The following is a 21,680-nucleotide window of genomic DNA, read 5'->3' as shown; positions in this document are numbered from 1 at the left end:
CTCCAACATTCGAACGACAACCTGGGATGAAATTCATCGCGACCGCACGTCGGGACGAAAAAAAGAACCCCGGCGCAGGCCGGGGTTCTTTCTAACAGGCTTGTGTTACTTGTCTTCGCTGCGCTGGTGCTTGAAGAACACCCCGCTGTCACCGAAGGTCGAGGCAATGAACGGCGAGGTCAGCTCCATCTCGCCGATCTTCACCGCACTGCTGCGGCGTTGCTGGGCGTAGGTGCGGCTGATCGACGGGATGATCGAGGTCTTCACCTCCATCGAGGTGGCGTAGACGTCGTACAGCTTGGTGCCGGCGTTGAGCGTCACCAGATCGCTGCGGAAGTCGTGCGCCGCGGTGGAGAACAGGTTGCGCACTTCCGGCTTCGGCACGAAGTAGATCTGCGTCGGCGCCTTGACCGCAGTCACGGCCTGGCCGGTCTGGGTGACCTCAGCCATGTCGTCGACCCGCAGCTGGGTCGGCTTCAGCGTGACGGCGGCGAACAGCACCTGCAGGCCGAAGTTGTCGGTGCCTTCCGGCAGGACGATCTGCGACATCTCGTTGGCGAAGAAGTTGTAGTTCTGCCCCTGGCCGCTCCAGCTGGCCAGCGCCGAGACGTTGCGCGACGGCTTGCCATCGACGAAGGCCTTCCAGGCCATGCCCGGCTGCACGCTGCCACCAGACGGATCGGCTGCCAGCGACAGGCGCAGCAGGCCGTTATCCGAGCCCTGGAACAGGCCGGTGTAGGGGTTGCCGGCGACCGGGTTGAACTTGACCTTGGCCATCACGCCACGCTGGTGCATACCCTTCTCGTAATCAGCAGGCACCACGTCGCTCTCTTCACGCACCTTCTTCCACAGGGTGTTGGCCAGCAGGGCCGAAGTGTTGATGCCCTCCAGCGGCGGCACCTGGCCCTCGGCGTACTGAGTACGCATGGCGCCGTTGACCCACAGGTTGTCCTGCTTGGCCTTGGCCGGCCAGGTCTGGTAGTCGGCCGGAATGTTCAGACCCCAGGGTTTGAAGGCGTTCTGCACGCCCACCAGGCTGCTGTCGAGCTGCGGATTGTGACGTTTGATCACGTCGACCATGGTGGTGTTCTCGACCCAGGCCAGGCCTTCGGCGGTGTAGATCTCCGGGCGGTAGTCCTTGGTGAAGAAGCGGTCGGTCATCAGGCGGCGCGAGGCGTTCATGATGAAGATCTGGAAGGCCGTCTCGCCGAAGGCGAAGCCGTCCGGACGGGTAGTTTCGGCCAGCATGCCGACCAGGGTATCGATCTTCTCGATGTCGTTGCCATAGATGCGCTTGAGGTTGGCCAGCAGGGTCGGTTCCTTGGTCAGGTCCTCGAACTTGGTGATCGGGTTGAGGCCGATCTCGCGGCGGAACTCGTTGTAGCGCGGCACGCCACGCTCACGATCACGCAGTACGTCGATGGTCGCCAGGTCGATGTTGCCGACCAGCGGAATCGACAGGTTGCGCAGGAAGTTCGGGTAGTTGTTGAGGGTCAGCGAGCCCGGGTTGGTGATACCGAAGGAGTACCACAGGCGGTCCGGATGCTCGCCGTTGAGCAGGTTCTCGGCGTCGCGGTCACGGGTGTTCTGCAGCGCTACCGAGCGCGCGATGCTGTTCGAGCCGATGTCGTAGACGTCGACCTTGTCGCGCATCAGCGGGTGCATGCGGTACACCGCGACGAACTCCTCGGTCAGCGTGTAGGGCACGCCGTAGTTGTTCGGGTTGGTCGAACCGACGATGCCGCTCAGGGCATGCGAGATGGTCGAGCTGCCGACGTTGGTAGGGTCGACGCCGAGGATGCGCAGGACGAAGGAGTTCGAACCGGCCAGGTCCTCCTGCAGCATGCGTGCTTCGGCCTGGTACTTGTCGCGGTTCGGACCGGAGCCCAGCAAGCCCCACCAGTTGGCGTACATGGCACGCTCGGTCACCGGGTTGGCGATCACCGCCGGGGTCCACTCCACGGTGTGGATCTTGGCCATCAGCGCGGCGTTGACCAGGCGCGCATGGTCGTACAGCCACTGGTCATCCTTGCCCGGGTACTTCTGCTTGAGCATGGTGGCGATGGCGTTGTGTTCCTTGGTGAACAGCTGGTGCAGCATGCTCAGGCCGACCCACCAGTTCTCGTTGAAGCCGGTGATCGGCTTGCCGCTGATGAACTCGGTCGGCAGGGTGCCGTCCGGGTTGATCTTCAGCTTGCCGTCGACGAAGGAACGTACCTTGTCGTTGGTTTCCTTGCTGCTGCCGTACAGCTGCGAACCATCCCACCAGTGGGTGTTGTGGTTGCGGTAGGTGGCCGGCTTGCCGGCTTCGGCGGCGGTACGGGTCGGGTCGGCCTGGGTGCGGCGTACGGACATGGTGCCGGAGCCGAGCACGTCGCCGGCCGGCAGCGGAACCTGGATCGGGTTGGCTTCGGCGTTGGGGCCGTGCTCCACCCAGTCGTGGACCATGAACTGGATCCACGAGGCGGCGATAAAGTTGAGGCTGGGCGCCGGCTTGAACTCGCCACGGGCCATCAGCACGTTACTCACTTCCCGCGGGTTGGGGCTGAGCAGGGTGTCGGATTCGGTTTCGCCATGGGTCACGGCGGGGTTCACGTTGCGGCCGAAGCGGCGGTAGACGGAGCCCTCGGCAGGGTTCGCGAGGATGTTGCAGGTACCGTCCTCGGTCCGCGCCACCTGGCTGCGCGCGTCACAGGTGATCTTGGCGTTGGCGGCAGGCAGGTTGTCAACGTCGAACAGGTTTTCCTTGAACAGCACGTCGCGCTCCAGCGCGAGTGAGATCAGGGCGGCGTAGATGCCCAGAGTGCCGAACTTGACCAAGCTCGGCCATGTGACCCAAACAGACATGGCGTTATCTCCCGATTCTTCTTGTACTAATACGGTTGAATGCCGGTTTTCCGGCTGGCGGGAGATTAGGGATTTGCGCGCCCCCCTCCCCCCTCCCGCAGGAGGGGGGAACGGGAATCGGGGCTACCGTCGGTCAGGCAGGTGCTCAGGCGCCGCGCTGTTGCATGGCGAGAATGGCCTCGGTACGGCCGGAGAGATTGAGCTTCGAGTAGATGTTCTTCAGGTGCCACTTGGTGGTGGACAGGGCGATGCCCGTAGTGGCGCTGATCTCCGAGTTGGACAGCCCCTTGAGCAGGCAGGCGAAGATCTCCGCCTCCTTGTCGGTCAGCAGGCTGAGCGGGTCGCTCGGTGTGGCCGGCGCGAGGCTCTCGGCCAAAAGAAACTCGGCATAGGCTTCGCTGTAGGCCTCCGGCACCTGCAGGCGACCCGAGCGCAACAGGCCGAACACCGCCTCGGCGAAGCCGGGCGCCTCGTCGAACACCGAGCGGTTGATGTTGACGATGCCGAAGCGCTCGACCAGCTGCAGCAACGCGCCGATCTGCTCCTCTTCGCTCAACTGCGGCGCACTCAGCACCAGCAGGTTGGCCTCCACCACCAGGGCGCGCGCCTTCATCTCGCTCTTCTGCAGTGACTGCGCCAGCACCTTGAGAATGCGGCAGGCGCGCGGTTGTGCGCCGCGCATCACCAGCCAGTAGACGGCGGCCAGGCCGCAGCGCTCCCAGCATTCGTCATAGTCGCGCACCTTCTCCCACTCGCCGGCGGCCAGGCGCTCCTCGATGCCCAGACGCTGGGCCAGAGCATCCAGCGCCGCCGGCCGGCCATCAAGATAGGCCTGGCGCATGCTCTCCTGCGTCACCTGGCTGGCGAAACGCGCGTAGTTGCCCAGTTGCAGGATGCGTGACAGCTGCTCCAGCAGACGCCCGGCGCGCCCCTGCGACTGGCGCCGATAGAGCAGGCGCGACAGGGTGATGTGCACGGTGGCGATGGTTTCGGTGGCCGAGGACGAAGTAACCATGGCCATCAGGTCCTCGCACAGCTGCTGCGCCGCAGCCAGTTGGTTCTGCTCGTACAGCGCCACCACCATGGCCGTGGCGCGATTGAGCCAGGCTGGCGAGGAACGCTCGGTGCGCTGATAGTCCAGGCAGACGTCCTTGCGCGCACTGGTGGCGCGCCCGGCATTGCGGTTACACAGGGCGATGATCAGGTCGGCGTAGCTCTCCAGGAACAGCTGCCCGGTGCGTGCCAGCAGCGCCTTGGCCTCCAGCGCCAGCTGGATCGACTGCTCCAGGCGACCATGCATCAGGTGGTGGTAGGCCAGGATGGTCAGCGCCAGGGCGCGCACATCCGAACTGATGCCAGGCGCCAGCAGGCCCTGCCAGCGCTGGCCAGGATCGAAGGCCAGGTCGTGCTGGAACAACTCCAGATTGAGCGCCAGCAGCTGGCGGGTCGGCTCGTCCAGCCCCGGCCGGCCCACGCAGCGCGCGGCCAGGTCATCGACGCAATAGCGCGCCTGGTGGAAGCGCCGCGACAGGGTCAGCGCCAGGGTCATCGGCACCAGCAGGCGTGGCTGCTCGCATAGCTCGTCCTCGCCGAGCGGCTCCAGCCACTTCAGCACCTCGGCGAAGTGGCCGCGGCGTACCCACTGCTCGCCCGCCTCCTCCAGCAGGCAGTGGAACAGCGCCTGGTCGCCACTGCGCTGGGCATGCTGTAGCGCCTGATCGAAGTCACCCCGAGCGTGGAAGAACATCGCCGCGCGGCGCTGCAACTGTGGTAGCTCCTGCGGTTTGTGCAGTGCCAGGCGCTTGGCCAGAAAGTCATGCAGCAATGCGTGATAGCGGTAGCTACCGGGCTGTTCGCCCACCGGCAGCAGGAACAGCTCGCGCGCCGCCAGCTCCTCCAGCAGCAGCGCCGAGCCGCTGCGCTCGAGCACCTGATCGCACAGCTCGCCGTCGAAGCGCTCGAACAGCGCGCAGCTGAGCAGGAAGTCGTGCATCTGCGGCGACAGGCGCTTGAGCACCACATGGCCGAAGTAGTCGACGATTTCCGGCTGGCTGCCGTTGAAGCGCTCCAGCGCCACGGTGCCGAAGCGCGCATAGGCCAGCAGCGCCACCTTGACCCCGGCCATCCAGCCCTCGGTCATCGCCATCAGGCTGTCGACATAGGCCGGGCTGAGATCGGTGCCGCCCAGATGGCTGTTGAGTTGCTGGATATGCGCGGCCGACAGGCGCATGTCGTGCTGGTCGATGCTCAGCAGCTTGTTCTCCAGCTTCAGCCGGCTCAGCGAGAAGCCCGGATGGTTGCGGCTGGAGATGATCACCCGGGTAGCCCCGGCCAGGCGCTCGAGCATGGCCGAGAGCACTTCGAGGATGGTGGGCTGGCTGATGAACTGGAAGTCGTCGAGAACGATGCGCAGGTCGCCATCGATACGATTGAGAGCGTCGGCAAGGTAGTCGCCGACCACTTCCGGCGCCTGATACATCTCGGCCGCGAACGGATTGAACCAGGACACGTCGAAGTCTTCGACCCGCGTCCTGATGGCCTCGGCGAGGTGGCGAAAAAAACGTACCGGCTCGTTGTCACGCGCCTGCAGTGGGCAATGCACCACACTGCGTGCCGGATCGCTCGCCTGCCATTGCGCCAACAGGGTGGATTTGCCGGAGCCTGCGGGCGCCAGCAACACGGTCAGGGGAAAGTGCTCGCAATGATCGAGCAGTTCCAGCAACTCCTCACGGACAAAACCCGCGGGAGCCGGGGTAGGCGGCTTGCGATCTTCCATTGCAGTGATCCGTCAGGCTTATTTTTATTGTTGAACGGGAAGCACATGGCGGCCGATGATAACCACTCAGATGGAAGAAGTTTCGAAACGTTTCACGCTTTCGTTCGCGGCGCGATATACGGCAAAAGTGCACCAGCACGCAGATGGATCACGCGAAAGAGCGACAGCCAGAGGACTTGCGTTAAGGTTGGCAGCGCCCGCAGAGTATGGGCCGGCCCGATGCGAGCCAGTCAGAGCTCGCACGCAGAATAAGAAGAACACCGGGGGATATATGTCTTGAGCGCCATCAGCATTCGCCTTCCCGCCTGGCTGCAACGCCACGGTGTGACCGGCCTTTGTCTGCTCGTGGTGCTGCTGATCACCCTCAGCCTGACCCAGCAGAGCGTCGATCTGCTGCGTTTCCTGCGCAGCGAAGCCCCCAGCGAACCCACCTCCAGTGCCAGCAACGAGCGCCAGCCGGTCTCGCTGCAGCGCCTGCAGTATCTGTTCGGCACGCCGGCGCTGCCGCCCGGTAGTGCGCAGAATGCGCCGCCGACCAAGCAGCAGATGACCCTGCTGGCCAGCTTCGTCAACCCGGACCCACAGCGCTCCACCGCCATCATCCAGATCGCCGGCGACAAGCCCAAGCGCGTCACCGTGGGCGCCGAGGTCAACGCCAGCACCCGCCTGCATGCGGTGCACAAGGACCATGTGGTCCTCGACCGTGGCGGCAACGAAGAAAGCCTGCGCTTCCCGGCCATCCGCCAGTCATCGCTGACACCCCATTTCGCCCCTTCGGACAACGCGCCGATGGAGCCTACCGCCGAACAGCTGGAACAACTGCAGGACGAGGACGTACGGGCTCTGCAGGAACGCATCCAGAACCTTCAACAACGCATGGAAGGCGATGGCGACATGCCGCAGCCGGACGCATTGGAAGTCGAAGAAAGCCCATGACCGATCACAAGCTCCTGTCGCCCAAACGCCTGCCCCTCGCCCTGCTGCTGGCTGCCAGCTGCCTGGCCGCGCCGTTGCCCGTGGCCTACGCCGCCGAACCGGCGAAGGTCACCCAGGGCGCCGAGACCTGGACCATCAACATGAAGGACGCCGACATCCGCGACTTCATCGACCAGGTGGCGGAAATTTCCGGCGAGACCTTCGTCGTCGACCCACGGGTCAAGGGCCAGGTCACGGTGATCTCCAAGACCCCGCTGGGTCTGGAAGAGGTCTACCAGCTGTTCCTCTCGGTGATGAGCACCCACGGCTTCAGCGTGCTGGCCCAGGGCGACCAGGCGCGCATCGTGCCGGTGACCGAGGCGCGCAGCGCCGCCAATAGCAGCCGCAGTGCCCCGGACGACATGCAGACCGAGCTGATCCAGGTGCAGCACACCTCGGTCAACGAGCTGATTCCGCTGATCCGCCCGCTGGTGCCGCAGAACGGCCACCTGGCGGCGGTATCCGCCTCCAATGCGCTGATCATCAGCGACCGCCGCGCCAACATCGAACGCATCCGCCAGCTGATCCACGACCTCGACGCCCAAGGCGGCGGCGACTACAACGTGATCAATCTGCAATACGCCTGGGTGCTGGACGCCGCCGAGGCGCTGAACAACGCGGTGATGCGCAACGAACGCAAGGACGGCGCCGGCACCCGCGTGATCGCCGACGCGCGCACCAACCGCCTGATCATTCTCGGCCCGCCCGCTGCGCGCCAGCGCCTGGCCAACCTGGCTCGCTCGCTGGACATCCCCAGCACGCGCTCGGCCAACGCCCGGGTGATCCGCCTGCGCCACAGCGACGCCAAGAGCCTGGCCGAGACCCTCGGCGACATCTCCGAGGGCCTGAAGACGCCTGAGGGCGGCGAAACCACCAGCAGCAAACCGCAGAACATCCTGATTCGCGCCGACGAGAGCCTCAACGCCCTGGTCCTGCTGGCCGATCCGGACACCGTGGCGACGCTGGAAGAAATCGTACGCAACCTCGACGTACCGCGTGCCCAGGTGATGGTCGAGGCGGCCATCGTCGAGATCTCCGGCGACATCAGCGACGCCCTCGGCGTGCAGTGGGCGGTGGACGCCCGCGGCGGCACCGGCGGCCTGGGCGGGGTCAACTTCGGCAACACCGGCCTGTCGGTAGGCACCGTGCTGCGCGCCATGCAGGAGGACGAGATTCCGGACGACGTGACCCTGCCGGACGGCGCGATCATCGGCATCGGCACCGAGAACTTCGGCGCGCTGATTACCGCCCTCTCCGCCAACAGCAAGAGCAACCTGCTGTCCACGCCGAGCCTGCTGACCCTGGACAACCAGGAGGCGGAGATTCTGGTGGGCCAGAACGTGCCGTTCCAGACCGGTTCTTACACCACCGACGCCTCCGGCTCGAGCAATCCCTTCACCACCATCGAGCGCGAGGATATCGGTGTGACCCTCAAGGTCACCCCGCACATCAACGACGGCGCCACCATGCGCCTGGAAGTGGAGCAGGAGATCTCCTCCATCGCCCCCAGCACCGGGGTCAATTCGCAGGCGGTGGACCTGGTGACCAACAAGCGCTCGATCAAGAGCGTGATCCTGGCCGACGACGGCCAGGTGATCGTGCTCGGCGGCCTGATCCAGGACGACGTCACCAGCACCGACTCCAAGGTACCGCTGCTCGGCGATATCCCCTTCCTCGGCCGGCTGTTCCGCTCGACCAAGGACACCCACATCAAGCGCAACCTGATGGTGTTCCTGCGCCCGACCATCGTCCGTGACCGCGCCGGCATGGCCACGCTGTCGGGCAAGAAATACAACGACATCAGCGTGCTGGGCGCCGACGAAGACGGCAACAGCCAGCTGCCGGGCGACGCCGTGCGCCTGTTCGACAAACCGGGCGCAGCCGCCATCGACCTGCGCGACAAGACGGAATAAGAGACAGAAATGAAAAACGCCGCTCATCGAGCGGCGTTTTCGTTTCAGAGCGTGGCTAACCCGCGGGCCAGATCGGCCTTGAGGTCGGCGATGTCCTCCAACCCCACCGCAACGCGGATCAGGTTGTCGCGGATGCCGGCATTGGCCCGCTCCTGCGGCGACAGGCGACCGTGGGAGGTGGTCGCCGGGTGGGCGATGGTGGTCTTGGTATCGCCCAGGTTGGTGGTGATGGAGATGACCCGTGTCGCGTCGATGAAACGCCAGGCCGCCTCTTTGCCACCCGAAACCTCGAAGCTGACCACCGCACCGAAGGCACTCTGCTGACGCTTGGCCAGCTCGTGCTGCGGGTGGCTGCTCAGGCCGGAGTAGTAGACCTTGTCGATACCCGCCTGCCCTTCCAGCCACTGCGCCAGCTGCAGTGCGCTGGCGCTCTGCGCCTGCATACGTACGCGCAGGGTTTCCAGGCCCTTGAGGAACATCCAGGCGTTGAACGGGCTGAGGGTCGGACCGGCAGTGCGCAGGAAACCGACCACCTGCTCCATCTGCGCCTTGCGACCGGCGACCACACCGCCCAGGCCACGGCCCTGGCCGTCGATGTACTTGGTCGCCGAGTGCATGACGATGTCCGCACCCAGCTTCAGCGGCTGTTGCAGCGCCGGGGTGCAGAAGCAGTTGTCCACCGCCAGCAGCGCGCCATGGGCATGGGCGATCTCGGCCAGAGCAGTGATATCCACCAGCTCGGCCAGCGGATTGGACGGCGACTCGACGAACAGCAGCTTGGTGTTGGGCTTGAAGGCCGCTTCCCAGCCACTCAGATCGGACAGCGGTGGGTAATCCACCTCGATGCCGAAGCGCTTGAGGTACTTCTCGAACAGACTGATGGTCGAGCCGAACACGCTGCGCGATACCAGTACATGGTCGCCGGAGCTGCACAGGCTCATGACGATGGCCAGGATGGCGGCCATGCCGGAAGCGGTCGCTACCGCCTGCTCGGCGCCTTCCAGCGCGGCGATGCGCTCCTCGAAGGCGCGCACGGTCGGGTTGGTGTAGCGCGAGTAGACGTTGCCCGGCTGCTCGCCGGCAAAACGCGCGGCGGCATCGGCGGCGCTGCGGAACACGTAGCTGGAGGTGAGGAACATGGCTTCGCCATGCTCACCCTCAGGCCCGCGACGCTGGCCGGCACGCACCGCCAGGGTGTCGAAACCGACGCCGTCGAGGTCGCTATCCAGCCTGCCGGCTTCCCATTCCTGGCTCATAACAGCTCCCCTGCTCAGTCGTTATGCAGATCGATGATGGCGCTGGCGGTGTGTACCTGAACCTTGGCCGCGTCGTTGCGCGCCTGCTCGATCTTGTTCAGGTAGGCCTCGTTGACGTCGCCGGTAACGTACTGGCCGTCGAACACCGCGCAGTCGAAGTGCTCGATCTTGATCTTGCCGCCACCGACCGCCTCAACCAGGTCGTCCAGATCCTGGTACACCAGCCAGTCGGCGCCGATCAGCTCGGCCACTTCCTCGGTGCTGCGGCCATGGGCGATCAGCTCATGGGCGCTCGGCATGTCGATACCGTACACGTTCGGGTAGCGCACGGCCGGGGCGGCGGAGCAGAAGTAGACGTTCTTGGCGCCAGCTTCGCGGGCCATCTGGATGATCTGCTTGCAGGTGGTGCCGCGCACGATGGAGTCGTCCACCAGCATCACGTTCTTGCCGCGGAATTCCAGGTCGATGGCGTTGAGCTTCTGGCGCACCGATTTCTTGCGCGCAGCCTGACCCGGCATGATGAAGGTACGGCCGATGTAGCGGTTCTTGACGAAGCCCTCGCGGAACTTCACGCCCAGCTGGTTGGCCAGCTCCAGGGCGGAGGTACGGCTGGTATCCGGAATCGGGATGACCACGTCGATACCGTGATCCGGGCGCTCGCGCTGGATCTTCTCGGCCAGCTTCTCGCCCATGCGCAGGCGCGCCTTGTACACCGAAACACCGTCCATGATCGAGTCAGGACGAGCCAGGTAGACGTGTTCGAAGATGCACGGCTTGAGCTGCGGGTTCTGCGCGCACTGGCGGGTGTGCAGCTTGCCGTCTTCGGTGATGTACACCGCTTCGCCCGGGGCCAGGTCGCGGATCAGGCTGAAGCCGAGCACATCGAGGGCGACGCTCTCGGAGGCGATCATGTACTCCACTCCTTCGTCGGTGTGGCGCTGGCCGAAGACGATCGGACGGATTGCATGCGGGTCGCGGAAGCCGACCACACCGTAACCGGTGATCATCGCCACCACGGCATAGCCACCACGGCAACGGGCATGCACGCCGGCAACGGCGGCGAACACGTCTTCCTCGGTGGGTTGCAGCTTGTTGCGCACCGCCAGCTCGTGGGCGAACACGTTGAGCAGCACTTCCGAGTCGGAATTGGTGTTCACATGGCGCAGATCGGATTCGTAGATCTCGCGCGACAGCTGCTCGACGTTGGTCAGGTTGCCGTTGTGTGCCAGGGTGATGCCGTACGGCGAGTTGACGTAGAACGGCTGCGCCTCGGCGGAGCTGGAGCTGCCGGCGGTGGGATAGCGCACGTGGCCGATGCCGACACTGCCCACCAGGCGCTGCATGTGGCGTTGCTGGAAGACATCGCGCACCAGACCGTTGTCCTTGCGCAGGAACAGTCGCCCGTCGTAGCTGGTGACGATGCCGGCAGCGTCCTGGCCGCGATGTTGGAGCACGGTAAGGGCGTCATACAGGGACTGATTGACGTTGGACTTACCGACGATACCGACGATGCCGCACATGTGACGCAACCTCTGTGATGTGAATCGGGAAACTACAGGCTCTCGGGCAGTTTAGGCTGCGGGAGAATCTCTTTGAACGGCAATCCGGGTGTATCCGTGATGCCGCTGGCAAGCCACTGGCTGGTCAGACTCAGAATCATATTCTTCGACCAGTCCGCCACCATCAGAAAATGCGGCAACAGGGTCGACTGCTGCCACCATTGATCCTGCTGTACCGGCGCCAGACTCACCAGCCCCACCAGTACCACCACCAGCAGAGCCCCGCGCGCCGCGCCGAAGACCATGCCGAGAAAACGATCGGTGCCCGATAGGCCGGTTACCCGGATCAGCTCACCGATGAGGAAATTGATCAGCGCCCCGACCAGCAGGGTCACCACGAAGAGAATGGCGCAGGCCGCGATGACGCGCATCGACGGCGTCTCGATGAAATCCGTCAGGTGCTGCGCCAGGGCGCCACCGAACATCCAAGCGACGACACCGGCGATGATCCAGGTCAGCAGCGACAAGGCCTCCTTGAAGAAGCCGCGGCGCAGGCTGATCAAGCTGGAGATGGCGATGATGGCGATGATCGCCCAATCGACCCAAGAGAATGCCACGTTGCTGCCTACAGACGGGAAAGGCGGCGAATTCTAACAGAGCGTGCCCGGCCGGGTAAGCCGGGACCGCTATATGGGCGTGATAGAAGGAATCAGCCGTTTTCCGGCTGGAAACGCACCACGAAGCCCTTGAGATTCTGCTGGCGATTGAGCAGATCACGCAGGCGGTCGGCCTCGGCGCGCTCGATCACCGGGCCGACGAAGACCCGGTTCATGCCATCGAAGCTGCGAATGTAGGCGTTGTAGCCGCTGCTGCGCAGGGTCTGCTGCAGCTTCTCGGCACCGGCGCGACTGGACAGGCTGGCCAGCTGCACCGACCAACTGACCGGCAGATTGTTGGCATCCAGCCCGCTGACCGGCTTCTGCTCCGCCGCGGCAGCCGCTGGCTTGGGCGCCTCGACCTTGGCCTGAGTCTGGGCTTGCGGCACTGCAGTAGGCTGGGCCGGCGCGGCAATCGGCTCGCTGGGCGTCTGCGGCACCGGCTCGACTGGCGGCACCTCGTCCTCGGCTACCGGCTCCGGCACGACTACCGGCTCCAGCGCCACCTCGGGCATGCTCGGCTTGTCCGGCATGGCCGGAGCATCGACCACCACCTGACGCAGCTCGTCCTCGCGGGAAAACAGCATCGGCAGGAAGATCACCGCTAGAGCCACCAGCACCAATGCGCCGACGACCCGCTGCTTGAGCCCCTTATCCAGCACTGCCATTACCTGCCTCCGCCTGTTGGCCGAGCCACTCCAGGGCCTCGGCCACGCAATAGAAAGATCCGAACACGAGAATCTCATCGTCCTCGCTCGCCTGGCCACACTGTACCAGCAATGCCTCGGCAACGCTGGAGCAGGCGCGCACATCGGCGCCGTGGTTGCGCAAGGCAGCCTCGAGCTCACCGGCAGGACGCGTACGCGGGCTGTCCAGCGGGGCTACGGCCCAACTTTGAATATCCAGCTGCAGGGGCGCCAATACGCCGGGCAGATCCTTGTCCGCCAGCAGGCCGAAGACCGCCAGACGCCGGCCCTTGAGCGGTCGCACGGCCAGGCGAGTGGCAAGGTACTCGGCGGCATGCGGATTGTGCCCGACATCGAGCAGCAGCCGCAGATTCTTGCCCTGCCAGCTCAGTTCGCGCCGATCCAGGCGCCCGGTAACCCGCGTGGCACGCAGCGCAGCGGTCAGGCGCTCGGCTTGCCAGGGCAACCCCAGCACCGCATAGGCTTGCAGGGCGAGCGCAGCATTTTCCATCGGCAGGTCCAGCAGCGGCAGATCGTGCAGCTCCAGCAGCAGCCCCTCGGCCGTCAGGCCACGCCAGTGCCAGCCGCCCTCGCCCAGCGCCAGGTCGTAATCGCGGCCACGCAGGAACAGCGGGCAGTCCAGCTCAGCCACTTTCTGCAGCAGCGGCAGCGGAGGATCCAGATCGCCACACAGTGCCGGCTTGCCCTGGCGCAGGATGCCGGCCTTCTCGAACGCTACGGACTCACGGGTGTCACCCAGCCAGTCGGCGTGATCGATGCCGATGCTGGTGACCAGCGCCAGGTCGGCGTCGACCAGGTTGACCGCATCGAGGCGCCCGCCCAGGCCGACCTCCAGGACCACAGCGTCCAGCCCCGCGCGCTCGAACAGCCAGAACGCCGCCAGGGTGCCCATCTCGAAATAGGTCAGGGAGATTTCGCCGCGCCCGGCTTCGACGGCCTCGAAGGCCCGGCAAAGCTCTGCATCGGAGGCATCGCGCCCCTGCAGCTGCACCCGCTCGTTGTAATGCAGCAGGTGTGGCGAGCTGTAGACGCCGACTTTGAGCCCCTGCTCGCGCAGCAGGGACGCCAGGAAGGCACAGGTGGAACCCTTGCCATTGGTGCCGGTGACCGTGATCACCAGCGGTGCCGGCTTGCCCAGGCCGAGCCGGCGAGCAACCTCGCGGGAGCGCTCCAGGCCCATGTCGATGGCGCTGGGGTGCAGCTGCTCCAGGTAGCTCAGCCAGTCGGCGAGGGATCGACTCATGCGCTAGCCGCGGGAGTGGGCAGGTGCTGCAGCTGCGCCAGCAGTCGAGCCAGGCGCGGACGCAGGTCCCTGCGGTGGATGATCATGTCGATGGCGCCATGCTCGAGGAGGAACTCGCTGCGCTGGAAGCCTTCCGGCAGTTTCTCGCGCACGGTCTGCTCAATCACGCGCGGGCCGGCGAAGCCGATCAGCGCGCGCGGCTCGGCGACGATCACGTCGCCGAGCATGGCCAGGCTGGCGGAAACGCCGCCGTAGACCGGGTCGGTCAGCACAGAAATGAACGGGATGCCTTCCTCGCGCAGGCGGGCCAGCACAGCACTGGTCTTGGCCATCTGCATCAGCGAGATCAGCGCCTCCTGCATGCGCGCACCACCGGAGGCGGCGAAGCACACCAGCGGGCAGCGCTTTTCCAGAGCCACATTGGCAGCGCGCACGAAGCGCTCACCGACGACGGCGCCCATGGAACCGCCCATGAAGCTGAACTCGAAGGCACAGGCGACCACCGGCATGCCCTGCAGCTTGCCGCTCATGGAGATCAGGGCATCTTTCTCGCCGGTCTCTTTCTGCGCGCTGGCAATACGATCCTTGTACTTCTTGCTGTCGCGGAATTTCAGGCGATCCACCGGTTCCAGCTCGGTACCCAGCTCCTCACGGCCCTCTTCATCGAGGAACAGGTCGAGACGGGCGCGCGCATCGATGCGCATGTGGTGGTTGCACTTGGGGCAAACATCCAGGGTCTTTTCCAGCTCTGGGCGATAGAGCACGGCATCGCAGGATGGGCACTTGTGCCAAAGCCCTTCAGGCACCGAGCTCTTCTTGACCTCGGAACGCATGATCGAGGGGATCAGTTTTTCTCTCAGCCAGTTGCTCATGCTTACTCTCCGTAGCTGTTGCGGGGCCCTCAGAGGCCCGGGCGAATCTGATTCAGGCCGTGGGCGGCTTTCGCCAGCCTCCGGCCGAGGCACAATGGCTTATGGACGGCAGGCATCCGCCCGTCGTCACATCAAACGCCACGCGCCGCGCGAATGAACGCGCCAATCTTTTCCGCATCCTTGATGCCTTTGCTCGCCTCGACCCCACCACTGACATCCACAGCGTAGGGACGCACCTGAGCCACGGCCGCTGCGACATTATCCGGACGCAGACCACCCGCCAGAATCACTGGCTTGCTCAGCGCCTGTGGCACCAGAGACCAGTCGAACGCCTCGCCGGTTCCGCCGGGAACGCCCTCAACGTAGGTATCCAACAGAATGCCTTGGGCACTCGGGTAGGTATTCACCTGGGCGGCGATATCGTCGCCAGCCTTGACCCGCAGCGCCTTGATGTAAGGACGATTGAAGCCCTCGCAGTCCTGCACCGACTCATCGCCATGGAACTGCAGGAGATCCAGCGGCACACGCGCTAGAATACGCTCCAGCTCGGCACGCTCGATGTCGACGAACAGACCCACCGTGGTCACGAACGGCGGCAGCGCGGCCAGAATGCTGTGCGCCTGCTCGACGTCGACCGCCCTGGGGCTCTTGGCATAGAACACCAGACCGATGGCATCGGCGCCGGCAGCGACCGCCGCCAAGGCATCCTCGGCCCGGGTGATTCCGCAGATTTTGACGCGAACGGCTGTCAACGTGCAGGCACCTTCTGGAAACTAAAAATCGATGGTAGCAAAGCCCGGGCGCAGATTCAGCCGAAGCTTTGCGGCAATGCGGAAAGGAAATGCGGGCCCAGGTAGCGCTGCGGCAACTCGAACTCCTGCGGATACTCCACCTGCACCAGATACAGGCCGTAGGGGTGCGCCGTCACGCCACCGGCCCGACGATCACGGGCCTCGAGCACCTCATTTATCCAGGCTGGCTCACGCTCACCGGCACCGATGGTCATCAGCACGCCCGCGAAGTTGCGCACCATGTGATGCAGGAAGGCGTTGGCGCGCACGTCGATGACGATGAAGCGGCCGTGCTCGATCACCTCCAGGTGATGCACCGTCTTCACCGGCGACTTGGCCTGGCATTGCACGGCGCGGAACGAGGTGAAGTCGTGAGTGCCAACCAGATGGGCAGCCGCCTCACGCATGCGCGCCACATCCAGCGGCCGATGATTCCAAGTGACCTCTTCGGCCATGTGCGCCGGGCGAATCTGGTCGTTGTAGATCACATAGCGGTAGCGTCTGGCGAAAGCCTTGAAGCGGGCATGGAAGTCTGCCGACATGACCTTGGCCCAGGTCACGCTGATATCCGACGGCAGATTCGCGTTCCCCCCCATGATCCACGCCTTGAGCGGGCGCTCGACACGAGTATCGAAGTGCACGATCTGGCCACTGGCGTGCACTCCGGCATCGGTGCGCCCTGCACACATCACGCTGATCGGCTCGGCGGCGACCTGCGACAGCGCTTTCTCCAGAGCAGCCTGCACCGTGGGCACGCCACTATTGTCCTGGCGCTGCCAACCGCGATAACGCGCCCCCTTGTACTCGATGCCGAGGGCAATTCTGAAAACGCCAGGGGCGGCCACTTCGGCCGCCCCTGGTGATACTGCGTCAACCATGGATCAACTCAGCTTGCCGATCAACTCGCGCGCTTCCTGCTGCTGACCTTCGCTACCCTCGGCAATCACTTCGTCGAGGATGTCGCGGGCGCCTTCGCTGTCACCCATGTCGATGTAGGCGCGCGCCAGGTCCAGCTTGGTGGCGGTCTCGTCGGTACCCGAGAGGAAGTCGAAGTCGTCGTCCATATCCAGACCCGCTGCAGAGGAAGCCGCTTCCGGCTGGGCAGCCGGCAGTTCATCGGCCAGGCCATTGCTCAGCTGATCCAGCTCGGCAGAGACCTCGTCCAGTTGAGCGGCGAAGCTGTCTTCGGCCGCAGCCACCGGAGCCTCGTCGGCCAGCGACAGATCGAAGTCGGCCGGCATATCCAGATCGACCTCAGCACTCGGCGCAGCAGTGGCAGGGGCAACCGGCTCGTCATCCAGGCTCAGCATGAAATCATCTTCGGCGGCGATTTCGGACGGCTTGCTCTCGGTTTCCAGATCCAGGCTGAAGTCAGCCAGATCGTCACCGAGGGACAGGCTGTCGTTGGTGCTGTCAGTACCCAGCTCCAGATCGAAGTCCATGTCAGCGGCGGCGCTGGTCGGTGCAGCTGGTGTATCGAAGTCCAGGCCTGCGTCCAGCTCCAGGTCATCCAGGGTCGTTTCAGCAACAGCAGGAGCGGCCGGCTCATCGAGACTTACATCCAGATCGTCCAGGCTCAGGTCGAAAGAATCGTCCAGATCCGCGGAAGCGGCGGCCGGTTGAGCAGCAGTCGGCTCATCCAGCGTCAGATCGTCGAGGCTGAAGCTATCCAGATCATCGGCAGCGGCAGCTGCACCACCAGCGGCGAAAGCTGCTGCGGCCATGAGCGGATACTTGGCTTTCAGCTGATCGACTGCACCGGCGGCGCCACCGATTTCGCGCAGCTCGTCTTCTTGACGGGCAAAGCCGTCACGATCACCCAGCTCGGCGTAAACCTCCATCAGCTTCAGGCGCAGATCGCTGCGCTGCGGCTCGTCATTGATGGCGTTCTGCAGCAGTTCGGCAGCCTGAGTGAACTTGCCGTAGGCGATGTAGATATCTGCCTCACCGAGGGCATCGGCAGTCTGCGGCGCAACACGCTCTTCGGCCGACTCGCGCAGCTGGGTATCGTCGGCAGCGTCGCCGAGACCGGCAAAGCTGTCGTCCTGCAGATCCATGTCATTAGCGAAGGCGCTGTCCGACGAATCGGCGCTCAGGCTGCTCTGCAGCTCGGCTTCCTTCATCGCATTACGACGCGACAGCACCATCAGACCGATCAGCAGCACCAGCAGCGCACCGCCACCTACTGCGCCGAGCAGCATGGGGTTGGCCAGCACCTGATCGACCAGACCTTGCGGCTCCGGCTCTTTAGCAGGAGTAACCGGCTTGGCAGGCTGGGCCGGCTTAGCTGCCTCTGCAGGCTTGGCTGGTTTCGGAGCCTCGACTGGCTTGACCGGTTGAGTGACAGGCGCTTCGGCAGCTGGCTTGGCCGGTTCGGTCTTGGCTGCGCCTTCTTCGTAATTGAAGTCGGTAGTGACCGGCTTATCGGCCGGTTTCACTTCGGCTGGTTTGGTCTCCGCCACCGGTGCGGCCGGCTTGGCAGCTTCCGGTTGTGTCGGAGTCGCAGGCACTGCCGGCGCAGCAGGCTGGGCAGTAGCGGCAGCCTTGCTCTGCTGGGCCAGATCGGCCTGCAGCTTGGCCAGTTGACTGTCTTTCAGCTCGACCAGGCGCTGAGCCTTGTCCAGCTGGCTCTGCAGGTCGGCCAGGCGACCTTTCAGCTCTTCGCTCTCGCGACGGCTGGAATCCAGGCTCTCCTTGGTCACAGCCAGCTGATCGCTGAGTGCCTTGCTGTCGCCTTTACCCTTGTCGCTGCCGGCGGTGGACTTGCCACTGTCGGCGGAAACCAGTTTCAGGCTGTCCTTGGCATCGGCCTTGGCCGGCGCCGCGCCAGCGCTGTCGCGCTTGGTCGCATCCAGCTGACGGGAAGTGTTGGCAGCCAGGCTGCGGCCTTCACGCCAGGCATTGTTCTGTTCGCTGACCTGGGCCAGTGCTTCGCTCTGGCTGCGGCTCTTGACCTGGGAATCGGTCGGCAGGCGCAGTACCTGACCACTCTTCAGGCGGTTGATATTGCCGTCGACGAAGGCACCCGGATTGAGATCCTGGATGGCCAGCATGGCCTGATGCACCGAACCACCCTGGCGGCTGCGCTGGGCAATTTCCCACAGAGTGTCATTGGAAGTGGTCTTGTACTGATCGCCATCGATCTTGCTGGCCGCAGCGGGTGCGGCCGCCGGGGTCGGTGCGACCGGCGCAGCCGGACGAGCCGGGGCGCTGGCGGACGGCGTGACCGGACGCGGAGTCGGTGCCACGGTCTGCGGGCGCGGAGCCGGGGCAGTGGCGACTGGCAGACGCGGAGCGGTGCTGACTACCGGAGTCGGCGCATACATGGGCGGGTCGAGCAGCAGGGTGTACTCGCGCAGCAGGCGACCGTTGGGCCACAGCACTTCGACCAGGAAGTTGACGTAAGGCTCGCGCACCGGCTTGGTCGAGGTGATGCGAATCACGCTCTTGCCGTTGGCCTTGATGATCGGGGTGAACTTGAGATCGGTCAGGAAGTACTGACGATCGACGCCCGCCTTATTGAACTCCTCCGGAGAGGCGAGCGCGGGGATTACCTCGTTGGGCGCCAGATCGCGCACTTCGAGCAGCTCGATTTCCGCCACCAGAGGCTGGCTCAGCGAGGACTGCAGGTCGATCTCCCCCAGCCCCAGTGCATGTGCCGTACCGGAGGTCAGCGCGGAAGCAGCCGCAATTGCCAGCACCAGTTTGCGAACCCGAACCATAGCGTAATCCCTTGTTTTATCTTTTTTTCTCGTCGAACGAGAGGATTTGAAGCGCGCTGCCTGCACCCACCCGAAAGCGGCTCCCCGTCAGCGAACTACCAAAACAGTATTGCCAAGCTAGAATAATTCTTCAAATTTGGGGCTAAGTATCTTTTACAGATAGTGTTTTATCAACAACTCACCAATTTGCACAGCATTGAGCGAAGAGCCTTTTCGTACATTATCTGACGCAATCCACAAATTGAGCTCGGCCGGATCATCCATGCCACTGCGCAGCCGTCCAACATACAGCTCATCCTGCCCCACCGCATCGCCAACCACGGTCGGATAATCGCCCTCCTCCACCAGTTCGATACCCGCTTGCTGCTCCAGCAACGCAGCCACTTCGGCCACCTCGACTGGCTCGGCCAGCTGCAGAGAAACGGCCAGGCTGTCACCGAAGAATACCGGCGCCACGGCGCAACTAACCGAAACCTTCAGCCCATCGACAGCCAGTACGCGCTTGAGATCAAGGGCGATCTGCAGCTCCATCCTGGCGTGACCGCCCTCGCCCAACGCGCCAGCCTGGGCCAGCAGGTTGAACGCTACCTGGCGGTCGAACTGTTGCGGCTCCAAGGGACGCATGTTGAGCAGCTCGGTGGTCTGGCGGGCCAGTTCGGTTACGCCGGCGCGGCCCAGGCTGGATACCGAGAGCACTGCGTTCAGCGTGATGCGGCGCAGATCGACACTGGCACGCAGTGGCGCCAGCACGGCCGCCAAAGCGGTGGCGACCGGAGCCGGGCTGAGCAATAGATATGGAGCAGTCGCGCCGGCCAACACCTCGGCATTGGCCTCGGGCACTACCGGCAGAGCGTGTTCCAGAGCGCCGCTCAGGTCGATCACCGAGCAGCCGGCACCATGCGCCTGGAGAGCGTACTGGCGACTGACATCCTCGCCGGCGGCAAAGAACGCCAGCTGCACCTGAGCGAAATCGAAGCCTGCCAACTCTCGTGCCCGCAGATTCTTGCCGCGGAACGGCACGGCCTGACCGGCGGAATCGTTGCCGGCCAGCAGGTGCAGGGTGCCGACCGGAAACTCGCGCTCCTCCAGCAGCTGCACCAGGGCTTCGCCGACGGTACCGGTGGCGCCGATCACGGCGATATCAAAAGTCTTGGACATCGAAGGCCTCGAGGGAATAGCGGATGGCCGGCACTCTACTCGTCCGGCCCGGAAAATAAAAAGGGCCGGTCACTGACCGGCCCTCTGGCACTACCGCAGCGATCAACGCTCCAGCAGGATCCGCAGCATGCGGCGCAGCGGCTCGGCAGCGCCCCACAGCAACTGGTCGCCGACGGTGAAGGCGCCGAGGTACTGCGAGCCCATGTTGAGCTTGCGCAGACGACCGACCGGTACGCTCAGGGTGCCGGTGACGGCAGTCGGACCGAGGTCGCGGATGCTGGCTTCGCGGGTGTTCGGCACCAGCTTGACCCAGGGGTTGTGCTGGCTGATCAGGCCCTCGATGTCGCCCATCGGCACATCCTTGTTCAGCTTGATGGTCAGCGCCTGGCTGTGGCAGCGCATGGCGCCGATGCGCACGCACAGGCCATCCACCGGGATCGGACTCTTGAAGCGACCGAGGATCTTGTTGGTCTCGGCCTGGCCCTTCCACTCTTCACGGCTCTGACCGTTGGGCAGCTCCTTGTCGATGTAGGGGATCAGGCTGCCAGCCAGCGGCACGCCGAAGTTGTCGACCGGGAACGACTCACCGCGCATGGCCTCGGCAACCTTGCGGTCGATGTCGAGGATGGCGCTGGCCGGGTCGGCCAGCTCATCGGCTACGGAGGCATTGATCGCGCCCATCTGCTTGATCAGCTCGCGCATGTTCTGCGCGCCGGCACCGGAGGCCGCCTGGTAGGTCATGGCGCTCATCCACTCGACCAGACCGGCCTCGTACAGGCCACCCAGAGCCATCAGCATCAGGCTGACGGTGCAGTTGCCGCCGATGTAGTTCTTGGTGCCGGCGTCCAGCGACTGGTCGATCACCTTGCGGTTGACCGGGTCCAGCACGATCACCGAGTCATCGGCCATGCGCAGGCTGGAGGCCGCGTCGATCCAGTAGCCGTTCCAGCCGGCTTCGCGCAGCTTGGGGAAGACTTCGTTGGTGTAGTCGCCGCCCTGGCAGGTCAGGATCACGTCGAGGGTCTTCAGCTCGTCGATGCTGTAGGCATCCTTCAGCGGAGCGACGTCCTTGCCAATCGCCGGGCCTTGGCCGCCGACGTTGGAAGTGGTGAAGAACACCGGCTCGATCAGGTCGAAGTCACGCTCTTCCAGCATGCGCTGCATGAGCACGGAACCGACCATACCGCGCCAACCGATCAGACCTACACGTTTCATAACGACTCACACCTCTATAAGCGGCTCCGCCCTGATAGCTGGACGGGGCC

General features: G+C 64.5%; 15 protein-coding genes. 2 read left to right on the top strand and 13 right to left on the bottom strand.

Annotation, left to right across the window (positions count from 1 at the left end):
- Positions 1-105: 105 nt before the first annotated feature.
- Complete coding sequence (locus IP89_RS05600; protein WP_043308283.1) at positions 106-2,847, bottom strand: peroxidase family protein; 2,742 nt, start codon at positions 2,845-2,847, stop codon at positions 106-108.
- A gap of 145 nt (positions 2,848-2,992) precedes the next feature.
- Positions 2,993-5,623, bottom strand: a complete 2,631-nt coding sequence (locus IP89_RS05595; RefSeq protein WP_043308281.1) for a LuxR C-terminal-related transcriptional regulator — start codon at positions 5,621-5,623, stop codon at positions 2,993-2,995.
- A gap of 276 nt (positions 5,624-5,899) precedes the next feature.
- On the opposite strand from IP89_RS05595, the gene IP89_RS05590 reads away from it, so the two are divergent.
- Positions 5,900-6,559: a type II secretion system protein N gene (locus IP89_RS05590; RefSeq protein WP_052080969.1), complete on the top strand. Its 660-nt coding sequence runs from the start codon at positions 5,900-5,902 to the stop codon at positions 6,557-6,559.
- A complete protein-coding gene (gene gspD / locus IP89_RS05585; RefSeq protein WP_052080968.1) occupies positions 6,556-8,511 on the top strand; it encodes a type II secretion system secretin GspD in 1,956 nt (651 codons plus the stop codon). Before IP89_RS05590 ends, gspD begins: the two co-directional genes overlap by 4 nt.
- A 44-nt stretch (positions 8,512-8,555) precedes the next feature.
- On the opposite strand, the gene IP89_RS05580 is transcribed toward gspD, so the two are convergent.
- The 11 genes from IP89_RS05580 to asd all read right to left on the bottom strand — a co-directional run bounded on the left by IP89_RS05580 (position 8,556) and on the right by asd (position 21,630).
- Complete coding sequence (locus tag IP89_RS05580; protein ID WP_043308279.1) at positions 8,556-9,767, bottom strand: O-succinylhomoserine sulfhydrylase; 1,212 nt, start codon at positions 9,765-9,767, stop codon at positions 8,556-8,558.
- 14 nt (positions 9,768-9,781) lie between these two features.
- Positions 9,782-11,287: an amidophosphoribosyltransferase gene (gene purF, locus IP89_RS05575; RefSeq protein ID WP_043308277.1), complete on the bottom strand. Its 1,506-nt coding sequence runs from the start codon at positions 11,285-11,287 to the stop codon at positions 9,782-9,784.
- Positions 11,288-11,319: 32 nt separating this feature from the next.
- Positions 11,320-11,883 carry a CvpA family protein gene (locus IP89_RS05570; protein WP_043308275.1) on the bottom strand — a complete coding sequence of 188 codons (564 nt, stop codon included), beginning with the start codon at positions 11,881-11,883 and terminating at the stop codon, positions 11,320-11,322.
- 92 nt (positions 11,884-11,975) lie between these two features.
- On the bottom strand, positions 11,976-12,590 hold the full coding sequence (locus tag IP89_RS05565) for an SPOR domain-containing protein (RefSeq protein WP_043308273.1): 615 nt from the start codon (positions 12,588-12,590) through the stop codon (positions 11,976-11,978).
- Complete coding sequence (gene folC, locus IP89_RS05560) at positions 12,574-13,872, bottom strand: bifunctional tetrahydrofolate synthase/dihydrofolate synthase (RefSeq protein WP_043308271.1); 1,299 nt, start codon at positions 13,870-13,872, stop codon at positions 12,574-12,576. The genes IP89_RS05565 and folC overlap by 17 nt, the downstream gene beginning before the upstream one ends.
- A complete protein-coding gene (gene accD / locus IP89_RS05555) occupies positions 13,869-14,744 on the bottom strand; it encodes an acetyl-CoA carboxylase, carboxyltransferase subunit beta (protein WP_043308269.1) in 876 nt (291 codons plus the stop codon). Before accD ends, folC begins: the two co-directional genes overlap by 4 nt.
- A 131-nt stretch (positions 14,745-14,875) precedes the next feature.
- Positions 14,876-15,496, bottom strand: coding sequence for a phosphoribosylanthranilate isomerase (locus IP89_RS05550; RefSeq protein WP_043308268.1), 621 nt, complete (start codon positions 15,494-15,496; stop codon positions 14,876-14,878).
- A gap of 56 nt (positions 15,497-15,552) precedes the next feature.
- Positions 15,553-16,413, bottom strand: coding sequence for a tRNA pseudouridine(38-40) synthase TruA (gene truA / locus IP89_RS05545; RefSeq protein ID WP_043308266.1), 861 nt, complete (start codon positions 16,411-16,413; stop codon positions 15,553-15,555).
- Between the two features lie 3 nt (positions 16,414-16,416).
- Positions 16,417-19,257: a FimV/HubP family polar landmark protein gene (locus tag IP89_RS05540; RefSeq protein WP_043308264.1), complete on the bottom strand. Its 2,841-nt coding sequence runs from the start codon at positions 19,255-19,257 to the stop codon at positions 16,417-16,419.
- A gap of 153 nt (positions 19,258-19,410) precedes the next feature.
- A complete protein-coding gene (locus tag IP89_RS05535) occupies positions 19,411-20,415 on the bottom strand; it encodes an aspartate-semialdehyde dehydrogenase (protein WP_043308263.1) in 1,005 nt (334 codons plus the stop codon).
- A 102-nt stretch (positions 20,416-20,517) separates the two neighbouring features.
- Entirely contained in the window at positions 20,518-21,630 is a 1,113-nt protein-coding gene (gene asd / locus IP89_RS05530) for an aspartate-semialdehyde dehydrogenase (protein ID WP_043308261.1), read from the bottom strand.
- Positions 21,631-21,680 lie beyond the last annotated feature (50 nt).

Source organism: Pseudomonas sp. ML96 (genome assembly GCF_000761545.1).
Taxonomy (GTDB): Bacteria; Pseudomonadota; Gammaproteobacteria; order Pseudomonadales; family Pseudomonadaceae; genus Aquipseudomonas.
This window is presented reverse-complemented; position numbering and strand designations above follow the sequence as displayed.

Excerpts from the sequence above, each read along its gene's own strand:
- IP89_RS05535 (WP_043308263.1), bottom strand. The coding sequence starts at position 20,415 with ATGTCCAAGACTTTTGATATCGCCGTGATCGGCGCCACCGGTACCGTC.
- IP89_RS05600 (WP_043308283.1), bottom strand. The coding sequence starts at position 2,847 with ATGTCTGTTTGGGTCACATGGCCGAGCTTGGTCAAGTTCGGCACTCTG.
- IP89_RS05580 (WP_043308279.1), bottom strand. The coding sequence starts at position 9,767 with ATGAGCCAGGAATGGGAAGCCGGCAGGCTGGATAGCGACCTCGACGGC.
- IP89_RS05565 (WP_043308273.1), bottom strand. The coding sequence starts at position 12,590 with ATGGCAGTGCTGGATAAGGGGCTCAAGCAGCGGGTCGTCGGCGCATTG.
- folC (WP_043308271.1), bottom strand. The coding sequence starts at position 13,872 with ATGAGTCGATCCCTCGCCGACTGGCTGAGCTACCTGGAGCAGCTGCAC.
- purF (WP_043308277.1), bottom strand. The coding sequence starts at position 11,287 with ATGTGCGGCATCGTCGGTATCGTCGGTAAGTCCAACGTCAATCAGTCC.
- accD (WP_043308269.1), bottom strand. The coding sequence starts at position 14,744 with ATGAGCAACTGGCTGAGAGAAAAACTGATCCCCTCGATCATGCGTTCC.
- asd (WP_043308261.1), bottom strand. The coding sequence starts at position 21,630 with ATGAAACGTGTAGGTCTGATCGGTTGGCGCGGTATGGTCGGTTCCGTG.
- IP89_RS05540 (WP_043308264.1), bottom strand. The coding sequence starts at position 19,257 with ATGGTTCGGGTTCGCAAACTGGTGCTGGCAATTGCGGCTGCTTCCGCG.
- truA (WP_043308266.1), bottom strand. The coding sequence starts at position 16,413 with ATGGTTGACGCAGTATCACCAGGGGCGGCCGAAGTGGCCGCCCCTGGC.
- IP89_RS05595 (WP_043308281.1), bottom strand. The coding sequence starts at position 5,623 with ATGGAAGATCGCAAGCCGCCTACCCCGGCTCCCGCGGGTTTTGTCCGT.
- gspD (WP_052080968.1), top strand. The coding sequence starts at position 6,556 with ATGACCGATCACAAGCTCCTGTCGCCCAAACGCCTGCCCCTCGCCCTG.